8 protein-coding genes are annotated in these 11,855 nt (G+C 71.1%); 4 read left to right on the top strand and 4 right to left on the bottom strand.

Features of this window, described 5'->3' with window-relative positions; genetic code table 11:
* Positions 1-312 precede the first annotated feature (312 nt).
* The 3 genes from ACQP17_RS25160 to ACQP17_RS25170 all read left to right on the top strand — a co-directional run bounded on the left by ACQP17_RS25160 (position 313) and on the right by ACQP17_RS25170 (position 2,944).
* Entirely contained in the window at positions 313-930 is a 618-nt protein-coding gene (locus tag ACQP17_RS25160; RefSeq protein ID WP_364877524.1) for a DUF6230 family protein, read from the top strand.
* Between the two features lie 132 nt (positions 931-1,062).
* Positions 1,063-1,626, top strand: coding sequence for a DUF6114 domain-containing protein (locus tag ACQP17_RS25165; protein ID WP_433858307.1), 564 nt, complete (start codon positions 1,063-1,065; stop codon positions 1,624-1,626).
* The gene (locus ACQP17_RS25170) at positions 1,595-2,944 is read left to right on the top strand and encodes a hypothetical protein (RefSeq protein WP_433858308.1); all 1,350 of its coding nucleotides are present in this window, start codon (positions 1,595-1,597) and stop codon (positions 2,942-2,944) included. The genes ACQP17_RS25165 and ACQP17_RS25170 overlap by 32 nt, the downstream gene beginning before the upstream one ends.
* A gap of 98 nt (positions 2,945-3,042) precedes the next feature.
* Here the strand turns inward: ACQP17_RS25170 and pyk are convergent, their stop codons facing one another.
* The 3 genes from pyk to pta all read right to left on the bottom strand — a co-directional run bounded on the left by pyk (position 3,043) and on the right by pta (position 7,893).
* Positions 3,043-4,470, bottom strand: a complete 1,428-nt coding sequence (gene pyk / locus ACQP17_RS25175) for a pyruvate kinase (protein WP_433858309.1) — start codon at positions 4,468-4,470, stop codon at positions 3,043-3,045.
* Positions 4,471-4,531: 61 nt separating this feature from the next.
* On the bottom strand, positions 4,532-5,752 hold the full coding sequence (locus ACQP17_RS25180) for an acetate kinase (protein ID WP_433858310.1): 1,221 nt from the start codon (positions 5,750-5,752) through the stop codon (positions 4,532-4,534).
* Positions 5,753-5,796: 44 nt separating this feature from the next.
* Complete coding sequence (pta, locus tag ACQP17_RS25185) at positions 5,797-7,893, bottom strand: phosphate acetyltransferase (RefSeq protein ID WP_364877535.1); 2,097 nt, start codon at positions 7,891-7,893, stop codon at positions 5,797-5,799.
* Between the two features lie 235 nt (positions 7,894-8,128).
* Between pta and ACQP17_RS25190 the strand changes: the two genes are divergently transcribed.
* Positions 8,129-9,154 carry an ATP-dependent 6-phosphofructokinase gene (locus ACQP17_RS25190; RefSeq protein ID WP_433858311.1) on the top strand — a complete coding sequence of 342 codons (1,026 nt, stop codon included), beginning with the start codon at positions 8,129-8,131 and terminating at the stop codon, positions 9,152-9,154.
* An 84-nt stretch (positions 9,155-9,238) separates the two neighbouring features.
* Here ACQP17_RS25190 and ACQP17_RS25195 read toward each other — a convergent pair whose 3' ends face one another.
* Positions 9,239-11,791 carry an ABC transporter permease gene (locus ACQP17_RS25195; RefSeq protein ID WP_433858312.1) on the bottom strand — a complete coding sequence of 851 codons (2,553 nt, stop codon included), beginning with the start codon at positions 11,789-11,791 and terminating at the stop codon, positions 9,239-9,241.
* Between the last annotated feature and the right edge of the window lie 64 nt (positions 11,792-11,855).

Below are 11,855 nucleotides of genomic sequence, written 5' to 3' on the forward strand. Positions count from 1 at the left end.
TCGGTCCATTCCCGCAGCCCGGCATCCGGTTGGTGTCGCGGGGTACTTGGGTCCCCACCGAGTGGTCGGCGGCGGTGTCGCCGGCCGTGGACAGGGGGGTCTCTGCTCATCCGGCAGGGCCTGTCCAGGAGGTTGCGCGAGAGCGTGGCCAGTGGTTGTCGCTCGGGGGTGATCGCCGGTATTCGGAACACGATGTGCCTCCGAGGACGGGCGCTCTCCTTCCCGAGGACGTAGCACTTCTCCCATCCCAGGTACGGCCCCTCAACGGAGGCGGCCGGTACCGGAGATGTACGTCCGAGAAGGAGGAAAGTCATGGAGTCCCTGGCTCGTGGCGGGACCAGATGGAAGCGGTTCGCCGTCGTCATGGTGCCGAGCGTCGCGGCGACCGCCGCGATCGGTGTCGCCCTCTCGCAGGGTGCGCTCGCGGCATCGTTCAGCGTGTCCGGCCAGCAGTTCAAGGTCAGTACTGACCGGCTGGACGGCACCGGATTTGTTCAGTACGGAGCCATTGACGCCCAGAAGGGCGGCAAGCAGGTCCCGGTGGCGGTCTCGGGGTTCTCGAACGCCAAGATCAAGAACCTGTGCCAGTCGGTGGTCGTGCCGGTCCCGGTCTTCGGCGATGTGTCGATGAAGCTGGCGGCCGGTGGCGGTGACACGCCCGTCGAGGCGAAGAACCTCTACATCGACCTGGACCAGCTGTCCGCGGACGCGACCTTCAACAACATCGACATCGGTGTTGCTGCGGGCTCGACGACCAAGGGCCCGGGGATGCACAAGGGCGACAAGGCCGACCCGGGCTCGTTCGCCCAGCAGGCCGACTCGGCCACGCTGACCCACGTACAGCAGCAGGCCTGGGCCACGACGGCCGGCACGTTCAAGCTCAGCGGCCTCAAGATGAGCGTCGCCAAGGGCAAGAGCGAGTGCTACTGACGCACTGAGCGTGCGGGCGCGGGGCGAGCTGTAGACGGCTGTGGCCGTTCCCCGTGCCCGTACGCCGGGTAGTGCCCAGTAGGACACCCCGCACAGAACCACCGATTTGCCAGTCCCGAGGAGCTGTACGACATGAGCGCCGAAACGCGACCACGGCTGATCGAGACCATCGGCCGCAAGCGGCTTTCGTTCCGGGAGTGGCGCGGACACCGCCCGTTCTGGGGCGGCATGCTGACCCTGCTGGCCGGCTTCCCGATCATGTACATCCCTTACGCGAATCTCACGATCGGTTCCCTGACCGTCCGCATGGCGACCACCGCCGGCGCCGGCTCGCTGATCATCGGCGTACTGCTGGTCGTGCTCGGTCTCACCATGTGGTTCCAGCCTGCCTCCCGCGTCTTCGCGGGGGTGGCGGCGATTCTGCTCGCCCTGGTCTCCCTGGTCGTCTCGAACTTCGGCGCCTTCCTGATCGGCTTCCTCCTGGGGCTGATCGGCGGTGCGCTGGGTGTCTCCTGGGCGCCGGGCAAGGCCGCCCGGAGCGAGGCGGACGACGATCAGGCGCCGAGGACGGTCGCCGGGCCCGTGGTCGCCACGCACCCCGCGCCGGCCGCCGGTCCCGGGTTCGGCAACGGGCTGGACGACCTGTCAGGAACGAGCCCGACCAATGGAGAGAACGGGAGGCACCGTGCCGGGTGACGAGCTGCACGAGGAGAGCGCAGCTGCCGGGGCGAGAAGCGGGCCCAGACACGCGGCCCCCAGGAGGCCGCTGCTGACGCGGCTCCACGTGCCCGCGGGCAAGGCGATAGCCATCGCCGCCATGCCGTCCGCCGTGCTGATGGGCATGGGGCTCACGCCCCAGATGGCCATCGCCAAGCCGGCGCCCAAGAGCCCCTTCAAGGACGGCCCCTGCGTCACCGCACCGGACAAGGCGGGCCAGAAGGACGCCAAGTCCAAGGACGGCGCGAAGGACGACACGGGCAAGAAGGACGGCGCCGAGCCGTCCGGCACGCCCTCGGCCGACCCGTCCGGCTCGCCCTCGCCCTCGGCCGGCAAGGACGCGGAGAAGAAGCCCGCGCCCGCGCCGTCCGACGCGAAGGGGAGCAGCGGGCCCACCGGCTCGGCGACCCCTTCGCCCTCGCCCTCGTCCTCCGACGACAAGAAGGACGACGGCGGTCTGCTGGGCGGCATCGGCGATGCGCTCGGCGGGCTGTTCGGCGGCAAGTCCGACGACGCGTCGGCCTCGCCGAGCCCCTCGACGTCGGCCACCCCGAGCCCTTCGGCGTCCGCCTCCAAGGACGCCGCGGCGAAGGAGTCGGCGTCGAAGGCTGATGGGTCCGCCGGGTCGGCCGTGAAGAAGGCCACCAAGCCGGTCACGGACACGGTCGACGGCCTCAAGGACGGCGCCGGCAAGGCCGGTGACGGCCTCACGAGCGGCTCGAAGACGGTCAACGACACCGTCCACGGCGCGGTGGGCGCGGCGGACAACGCCCTGCCCGGCGGCGGCCTGGACGGCAAGGACGCCAGCGGCAAGAAGTCTTTCCCCTGCGTCGTCGAGAACAAGCAGAAGGGCGACGACGAGCAGACCCCCGTCACCCTGCCCGACGACCCCTGGCACCTGGAGTCCAGCGCGCTCACCCTGCGCGGTCTGAACTACGAAGGCGTCGTCAACGTCCAGACCCAGAACGGCCACACCAAGCAGGCCCTGAAGTTCACCGCCGACAGCCTCGACATCGGCGATCTGCACCAGACCGTCGACGACCGGGCGTCCGGCAAGAAGTACCACGTCCAGGCGTCCCAGGGGTCCACGTCCACGATCCGCGGCGGCAAGGTGACCATGTACACCGAGCGGCTGCAGGGCAACCTCTTCGGGCTGATCCCGATCGTCTTCGACCCCGAGCACCCGCCGCCCATCAACGTCCCGTTCGCGTACTTCACCAAGGTGAAGATCGACCAGGCGGGACAGTTCGGCGGCAACCTCCACGTCCCGGGTCTGCACCAGTTCATGACCGGCTGAGGAACGCCCCGGGCCACCGACCCGTTCGGGAGCCGCACAGAACGGCGGTGGGCCGCCCCCCTCTCCAGGGGGCGGCCCACCGCCGTTCTCGCGCGCGGTCAGCCCTGCTGGCCGCCGAGGTGGTGCACCCGGACCATGTTGGTGGTGCCGGGGACGCCGGGGGGCGAACCGGCGGTGATCAGCATGGTGTCGCCCTTGCTGTAGCGCTGGAGCTTGAGCAGCTCGGCGTCGACCAGGTCGACCATCGCGTCGGTGTTGTCGACGTGCTCCACGACGAAGCTGTCCACGCCCCAGCTCAGGGTGAGCTGGTTGCGGGTGGCGGCCTCGGTGGTGAAGGCGAGGATCGGCTGGGCGGCACGGTAGCGGGAGAGCCGGCGGGCGGTGTCGCCGGACTTGGTGAAGGCCACCAGCGCCTTGCCGTCCAGGAAGTCGGCCATCTCGCAGGCCGCGCGGGCCACCGCGCCGCCCTGGGTGCGCGGCTTCTTGCCGGGCACCAGCGGCTGCAGGCCCTTGGAGAGCAGCTCCTCCTCGGCCGCCTCGACGATCTTCGACATCGTCTTGACGGTCTCGATCGGGTACTGGCCGACCGAGGACTCCGCGGAGAGCATGACCGCGTCGGCGCCGTCGAGGATGGCGTTGGCGACGTCGGAGGCCTCGGCGCGGGTGGGCCGGGAGTTGGTGATCATCGACTCCATCATCTGGGTCGCCACGATCACCGGCTTGGCGTTGCGGCGGCACAGCTCGACGAGCCGCTTCTGCACCATCGGGACCTTCTCCAGCGGGTACTCCACCGCCAGGTCACCGCGGGCGACCATGACGGCGTCGAACGCCATCACGACCTCCTCCATGTTGGCCACCGCCTGCGGCTTCTCGACCTTGGCGATGACCGGGACCCGGCGGCCCACCTCGTCCATGACGCGGTGCACGTCCTGGACGTCCTTGGCGTCCCGGACGAAGGACAGCGCGACCATGTCGCAGCCCATGGTCAGGGCGAACTTCAGGTCCTCGATGTCCTTCTGGGACAGCGCGGGGACGTTCACCGCGGCGCCGGGGAGGTTGATGCCCTTGTGGTCGGAGATGACCCCGCCCTCGATGACGATGGTGCGCACCCGCGGGCCGTCGACCTCGACGACCTGGAGGGCGACATTGCCGTCGTTGATCAGGATCGGGTCGCCCTTGGACACGTCGCCGGGCAGGCCCTTGTAGGTGGTGCCGCAGCTGTGCTTGTCGCCGGCCACGTCCTCGGTGGTGATGACGAACTCGTCCCCGCGCACCAGCTCCACGGGGCCGTCGGCGAAGGTCTCCAGGCGGATCTTGGGGCCCTGGAGGTCGGCCAGCACGCCGACCGCGCGGCCGGTCTCCTCGCAGGCCTTGCGGAGGCGGTGATACCGCTCCTCGTGCTCCGGCTGGGTCCCGTGGCTCATGTTGAAACGGGCCACGTTCATACCGGCCTCGATCAGCGTCTTCAGCTTCTCGTAGGAGTCGACGGCGGGGCCCAGGGTGCAGACGATTTTGGAACGGCGCATGGGCGGAATCCTATCGGTTTGTTTAGTCGCGGAATATATAGGTCGGCGGAAACACCGACTCCTAGGCGCTGACCAGTGCGTATGTCTGCTGGGCGATCTCCAGTTCCTCATCGGTGGGCACCACGGCGACCGCGACCCGGGCGTACTCGGGCGAGATCAGCCGGGGCTCGCCGGACCGCCGGGCGTTGAGGTCCGCGTCCACCGCCATCCCCATCTCCTCCAGGCCGGCGATCGCCGCCTCGCGCACCGGGGCGGCGTTCTCGCCGACGCCCGCGGTGAAGGCCACCGCGTCGACCCGGCCGAGCACCGCGCTGTAGGCGCCGAGGTACTTCTTCAGCCGGTGGATGTAGATGTCGAAGGCGAGCCGGGCACGCGCCCCGTCCTCACCGCCGGCGTCGATCCGGCGCCGGATCTCCCGCATGTCGTTGTCGCCGCAGAGCCCGACCAGTCCGCTCTGCTTGTTGAGCAGCTCGTCGACCTCGTCCTCCGACATCCCGGCCACCCGCTTGAGGTGGAAGGTCACCGCCGGGTCGATGTCGCCGGAGCGGGTGCCCATGACCAGGCCCTCCAGCGGGGTCAGGCCCATCGAGGTGTCCACGCAGCGGCCGCCGGCCACCGCCGAGGCGGAGGCGCCGTTGCCCAGGTGCAGCACGATGACGTTGACCTCGGAGGGGTCCTTGCCCAGCAGCGCCGCGGTCGTGCGGGAGACGTAGGCGTGCGAGGTGCCGTGGAAGCCGTAGCGGCGGATGCGGTGCCGGTCGGCGGTCTCCACGTCGAGGGCGTAACGGGCCGCGTACTCAGGCATCGTGGTGTGGAAGGCGGTGTCGAAGACCGCGACCTGCGGCAGATCGGGGCGCAGCGCCCGGGCGGTGCGGATGCCGGTGATGTTGGCCGGGTTGTGCAGCGGAGCGAGGGGCACCAGGCGCTCGATCTCCGCGAGCACCGCGTCGTCGATCACGGTCGGCTCGGTGAACTTCAGCCCGCCGTGCACCACCCGGTGCCCGATCGCGGCCAGCTCGGGGGAGTCGAGCCCGAGCCCGTCGGCGGCCAGCTCCGCGGCGACGGCCTTCAGGGCGGCTTCGTGGTCGGCCATGGCGCCCTCGGTCTCGCGCTGCTCGCCGCCGGTGGCCAGCGGGGTGTGCGCCAGGCGCGAGGACCCCTCGCCGATCCGCTCGACCAGGCCGACGGCGAGCCGGGCGCCGTCGCGCATGTCGAGCAGCTGGTACTTCACCGAGGAGGAGCCGGAGTTGAGGACGAGGACGCGGGTGGCGGTGGCAGTCATGGAGCGCTTTCCGGTGGGGAGGGGCGGGTGGGGCGGGGGCGCGGTCAGGCGGCGGGGGCGGCGCCGGGCCGCTCGCCCTGCGCCTGGATGGCGGTGATGGCCACGGTGTTGACGATGTCCTGCACCAGGGCGCCGCGCGAGAGGTCGTTGACCGGCTTGCGCAGACCCTGCAGGACCGGGCCGACGGCGACCGCGCCGGCCGAGCGCTGCACGGCCTTGTAGGTGTTGTTGCCGGTGTTGAGGTCCGGGAAGATCAGCACGGTGGCCTTGCCGGCGACGTCGGATTCGGGCAGCTTGGTCTGCGCGACCGCCGCGTCCACCGCCGCGTCGTACTGGATCGGGCCCTCGACCAGCAGATCGGGCCGCAGCGCGCGGACGATCTCGGTGGCCTTGCGGACCTTGTCGACGTCGGCGCCGGAGCCGGAGGTGCCGGTGGAGTACGAGAGCATCGCGATCCGCGGCTCGACGCCGAACCGGGCGGCGGTGGTGGCCGACTGGATGGCGATGTCGGCCAGTTGCTCGGCGTCCGGGTCCGGGTTGACCGCGCAGTCGCCGTAGACCAGCACCCGGTCGGCCAGGCACATGAAGAACACCGAGGACACGATCTGGGCGCCCGGCCGGGTCTTGATGATCTCGAAGGCGGGGCGGATGGTGGCGGCGGTGGAGTGCACCGCGCCGGAGACCATGCCGTCGGCCAGGCCCTCCTCGACCATCAGCGTGCCGAAGTAGGAGACGTCCGCGACCACGTCGTAGGCCAGCTCGACGCTGACGCCCTTGTGGGCGCGCAGCGCCGCGTAGCGCTCGGCGAACCGCTCGCGCAGCGGGGAGGTCTGCGGGTCGATGATCTGGGCGTCGGCCAGGTCGATGGCCAGGTCGGCGGCGCGCTTGCGGATCGCCTCCTCGCCGCCCAGCAGCGTCAGCGCGCAGACGTCGCGGCGCAGCAGCACATCGGCGGCGCGCAGCACCCGCTCCTCGCTCCCCTCGGGCAGGACCACCCGGCGGCGGCCGGAGCGGGAGCGTTCGATCAGCTCGTGCTCGAACATCATCGGCGTCACCCGGCCGGAGCGGGCGACGGAGATACGGTTCGTCAGCTCCACGGTGTCCACATGCCGCTCGAACAGGCCGAGCGCGGTCTCGGCCTTGCGCGGCGAGGCGGCGTTCAGCTTGCCCTCGATCGCGAACAGCTCGCCGGCCGTCGGGAAGGACCCGCCGGGCACCGAGACCACCGGGGTGCCGGGGGCGAGCCGGGCCGCCAGCGCCATGATGTCCGGCCCGGGCCGCTCGTCGAGGGTCAGCAGGACCCCGGCGATCGGCGGGGCGCCGGCGCTGTGCGCGGCGAGCGAGCCGATCACCAGGTCCGCCCGGTCCCCGGGCGTGACCACCAGGCAGCCGGGGGTGAGCGCCTTGAGGAAGGTCGGCAGCATGGCGCCGCCGAAGACGAAGTCCCGGGCGTCCCTGGCCAGGCCCGAGTCGTCGCCGAGCAGGACCTCGGCGCCCAGGGTGTGCACGATCTGGCTGACGGTCGGCGCGGAGAGCGAGCCGTCCTCGGGGAGCGCGTAGCAGGGCACCGGCAGATGGGCGGCGAGCCGCTCGATGACGGCCTCGCGCTGCCCGGGCGCCACCCTGTTGACGACCACGGCCACCACGTCGCAGCCCAGCGACTGGTAGGCGCGGTAGGCGTTGCGGGCCTCGGCGCGCACCGACTCGGCCTCCTGGCCCTGCCCGCCGACGACGGGCAGCACGGCCGCGCCGAACTCGTTGGCCAGCCGCGCGTTGAGGTTCAGCTCGTCGGGCAGGCTGGTGCCCGCGTAGTCCGAGCCGAGGACCAGCACGTACTCGTAGTCCCTGGCGACGGCGTGGAAACGGTCGACGAGCCGGGAGACCAGCTCGTCGGTGCCGCGCTCGGCCTGGAGGGCGGCCGCCTCCTCGTAGCCGATGCCGTGGACGGTGTCGGCGCCCTGGGTGAGCCGGTAGCGCGCCCGCAGCAGGTCGAAGAGCCGGTCGGGTCCGTCGTCGTGCACCAGCGGACGGAAGACGCCCACCCGGTCGACATGGCGGGTCAGGAGCTCCATGACTCCCAGCTCGATGACCTGGCGTCCGTCGCCGCGGTCGATCCCGGTCACGTACACGCTGCGCGTCACGCGTGCTCTCCGATCCATTTCCGTTGGTCGCAAGGTAAAAATTAGCCCGTTATGGTGGGCTTGCCCCTCTTGACAATACCTGCGCGTATGGCTAGGTCGCTCTCCCAGTTTCCCTGCTGCGGTCCCTGCGGGGAACAGTAGGGGGAGGTCCGCCGGTCGGGGAGGGCCGGGCGGCCCCGTGAAACAATCGGACCGGCTCACACGAACCGACAGCGAGCACAGGAGACACAGCACGATGCGTATCGGAGTCCTCACCGCAGGCGGCGACTGCCCCGGCCTGAACGCTGTGATCCGGTCGGTGGTCCATCGCGCCCTCACCGGGCACGGCGACGAGGTCATCGGCTTCGAGGACGGCTTCTCCGGCCTGCTCGACGGCCGCTTCCGCAAGCTCGACCTCGAAGCGGTCAGCGGCATCCTCGCCCGCGGCGGCACCATCCTCGGCTCCTCCCGGCTGGAGCGCGCCCGCCTCCGGCAGGCCTGCGAGGACGCCAAGGACCACTCCAAGGACTACGGCATCGACGTCCTCATCCCGATCGGCGGCGAGGGCACCCTGACCGCCGCGCGGATGCTGTCGGACGCCGGACTGCCGGTCGTCGGTGTGCCCAAGACCATCGACAACGACATCTCCTCCACCGACCGCACCTTCGGCTTCGACACCGCCGTCGGCGTCGCGACCGAGGCCATCGACCGCCTCAAGACCACCGCGGAGTCGCACCAGCGGGTCATGGTCGTCGAGGTGATGGGCCGGCACGCGGGCTGGATCGCGCTGGAGTCCGGGATGGCCGGCGGCGCCCACGGCATCTGCCTTCCCGAGCGCGGCTTCGAGGTCAGCGACCTGGTCACGATGGTCGAGGAGCGCTTCGCCCGGGGCAAGAAGTTCGCCGTGATCTGCGTCGCCGAGGGGGCCCACCCCGCCCCCGGCAGCATGGAGTACAAGAAGGGCGCCATCGACCAGTACGGCCACGAGCGGTTCTCCGGCATCGGCAACGCCCTCGCCCACGAGCTGGAGGAGCGCCTCGGCAAGGAGGCCCGCCCGGTCATCCTCGGCCACGTCCAGCGCGGCGGCACCCCCACCGCCTACGACCGGGTGCTCGCCACCCGCTTCGGCTGGCACGCCGTCGAGGCCGCGCACCGCGGCGACTTCGGCCGGATGACGGCCCTGCGCGGCACCGACATCACGATGGTGCCGCTGGCCGAGGCGGTCACCGAGCTGAAGCGGGTGCCGGAGTGGCGGATGGACGAGGCCGAGTCGGTCTTCTGAGCCCCGGTCCTGCCGGACGTGCCGACGGCGGCGCGCCCGCCCCCGGTCGGGGACGGGCGCGCCGCCGTCGGTGCCCGCGGTCGCTCACTGCGCGCCGATGGCCTCCAGCATGTTCAGCCGGGCCGCGCGGCGGGCCGGCCAGAGCGCGGCCAGCACCCCGACGACCAGCGCGAGCAGCAGGAACAGCCCCAGCCTGCCCCAGGGCAGCAGCAGTTCGTACGTCGGGAGCCCCTTGCCGACGAGGCTGCCGCCGGCCCAGGAGAGGAAGATCCCCACGCCGATCCCCAGGACCGCGCCGAACAGCGAGAGGACCACCGACTCCAGCCGGACCATCTGCTTGATGCCGCTGCGGGCCAGCCCGATGGCGCGCAGCATCCCGATCTCGCGGGTCCGCTCGAAGACCGACATGGCCAGGGTGTTGACCACGCCCACCACCGCGATGACGATGGCCATGCCCAGCAGCCCGTAGACGACGTAGAGCACGGTGTCGATCTGCCCGGCGTTCTCCTTGCGCAGGTCCGCGTGGTCCTGGACCTTCAGCAGCGGGCTGTCGCCGAGGGCGTGCCGGATCTGCTTCTCCGTCTCCAGGGTCGGGCTGCCCTGGGTCTTGACCAGCAGCTCCTCGTTCTTCAGCTGGGTCATGTGCGGGTCCACCAGGGAGGTGGCGCCGAACGCGTCGCCGACCACCGGGTTGTCCGCGTAGACGCCGGCGATTGTCAGCTTCTCCTTCTTCTTGTCGTCGAAGGTGGCCTCCACGGTCTCGCCGGCGCGCCAGCCGTTCTCCTTGGCCGCGCTCTGCGAGACCGCGATCTCACCGGCCCCGGCGCGCGCCGGGGAACCGCTGGTGAAGTCCAGCCGGGCGACCTTGCCGATCGTCGCGAGGTCGGTGCCGTTCAGGCTCGTGAAGTGCCCGCCGGCCTCGAAGCCCGTGCTGCGCAGCGGGGCCATCGCCGCGACGCCCGGCAGATCCGCGACCTTCTTCGACAGCGCGGGGTCCAGGCCGGTGTACGTCGAGGTCCCGACCTTGTAGTCGGCCGTCAGTCCGTTGGCCGTCATCTTGTCCATGGCCTGCTGCGTCGAGTTGCCGACGACGGTCATGCCGGTGATCAGGGTGAGACCGATCATCAGTGCCGAAGCGGTCGCCGCCGTACGGCGCGGGTTGCGCAGCGCGTTTTGCGTGGCGAGCTTGCCGCCGATGCCGAAGAGCCGGGTGGTGAGGATGCCGGCGAGCGAGACCAGGGGCCGGGACAGCAGCGGCGCGAGGATGATGACGCCGGTCAGCGTCAGCATCGAGCCCATCATCGCGATCGGCAGGTCGTCGGAGGACGTCAGCGTGGCGACGTAGAACATCACCGCGACACCGAGGCCGGTGACGAGCGCGCCGAGGGAGTTGCGGATCACCAGGCTGCGCGGGGCCGGCGGCGCCTCGACGGTGTTCAGCGCCTCCACCGGGGCGATCTTCGCCGCCTTGCGGGACGGCAGCCAGGCGGCCAGCACGGTCACCCCGATGCCCACCGCGAGCGAGGAGAGCACCGTGGTCGGGCTGATGATGACCGGTCCGTCCGGGAAGCCCGCGCCGTTGGCGTCCAGCACCGCCCGCAGGCCCACCGCGATCGCGGTGCCCAGCCCGAACCCGACGACGGACGAGAGCAGGCCCAGCAGACCGGCCTCGGCCAGCACCGAGCGGACCACCTGCCGCCGGGAGGCGCCGACCGCGCGCAGCAGGGCGATCTCCCGGCTGCGCTGGGAGATGAGCATGGTGAAGGTGTTGGCGATGATGAAGATGCCGACGAACAGCGCGATGCCGGCGAAGACCAGCAGCGTCTGGCTGAGGGCCTTGTTCTGCGCGGTGACCATCCGGGACTGCTCGGCGGCGAGTGCGGTGCCGCTGGTGGCCTCGGCCCGGTCCTTGGGCAGGAGCTCGCGGACCTTGGCGGTCAGCGCCTGCTGATCGGTGCCGGGCGCGGCGCCCACCACCAGCTCGTCGAACTGCCCCGGGTGGAGGTACAGCTTCTGTGCGGTGGCGGTGTCGAAGAGGGCGAGGCTGCCGCCCGTGGTCACCTGCGGGTCGTCGGTGGTGACGATGCCGACCAGCTTCTTCGTCAGCACCGGGCCGTCGGTGGCGAACCGCACGGTGTCGCCGACCTTGTAGTGGGCCGCCTCGGCGGTGGCCTCGTCCAGCGCGATCTCGTTCCCGGTGGCCGGTCCGCGGCCCCGCAGCAGCGGGTAGCGGGCGTCGTGGCCGTCCTTGTCCGGCTGGAAGTTGGCGGCGAGGTTCTGCCAGCCGTTGCCGATCGGTATGCCGTCCGGGCCGGCGAGGGTCGCGGTGCCGGTGACGTCGCGCCGCAGGGACTGCACGCCCGGCAGCGCGCGGACCTTGTCCGCCAGCTTGTCGTCGAGGAGAGTGCTCCGCTTGCCGTTCTTGTCGGTGCGCGGGCCGTCCTCGGCGTCGACGGCCTGGACGGAGACGGCCACGCCGTCGAGGCTCTTGGCGGAGGCCTTCTTGACGGCCTCGCCGACGGTGTCGCTGAAGATCAGGGTGCCGGCGACGAAGGCGACGCCGAGCAGGACCGCGAGCGCGGTCATCATCAATCGGGCTTTGTGCGCAAGGACATTGCGCAGGGCTGTACGCAGCATGGTGGGTCCTGGTCCGGTTGCTCGGGTGAAGGGCGGCGCCCGGGGGCGCAAAAGGGCGCCGGTG

This window comes from Streptomyces kronopolitis (assembly GCF_050953795.1).
GTDB classification, from domain to species: Bacteria; Actinomycetota; Actinomycetes; order Streptomycetales; family Streptomycetaceae; genus Streptomyces; species Streptomyces kronopolitis_A.

What these genes read in the sequence shown, in the direction of transcription:
- pyk (WP_433858309.1), bottom strand. Translation starts at nt 4,470, where the DNA reads ATGCGCCGTTCCAAAATCGTCTGCACCCTGGGCCCCGCCGTCGACTCC.
- ACQP17_RS25195 (WP_433858312.1), bottom strand. Translation starts at nt 11,791, where the DNA reads ATGCTGCGTACAGCCCTGCGCAATGTCCTTGCGCACAAAGCCCGATTG.
- ACQP17_RS25190 (WP_433858311.1), top strand. Translation starts at nt 8,129, where the DNA reads ATGCGTATCGGAGTCCTCACCGCAGGCGGCGACTGCCCCGGCCTGAAC.
- ACQP17_RS25160 (WP_364877524.1), top strand. Translation starts at nt 313, where the DNA reads ATGGAGTCCCTGGCTCGTGGCGGGACCAGATGGAAGCGGTTCGCCGTC.
- ACQP17_RS25165 (WP_433858307.1), top strand. Translation starts at nt 1,063, where the DNA reads ATGAGCGCCGAAACGCGACCACGGCTGATCGAGACCATCGGCCGCAAG.
- ACQP17_RS25180 (WP_433858310.1), bottom strand. Translation starts at nt 5,752, where the DNA reads ATGACTGCCACCGCCACCCGCGTCCTCGTCCTCAACTCCGGCTCCTCC.
- ACQP17_RS25170 (WP_433858308.1), top strand. Translation starts at nt 1,595, where the DNA reads ATGGAGAGAACGGGAGGCACCGTGCCGGGTGACGAGCTGCACGAGGAG.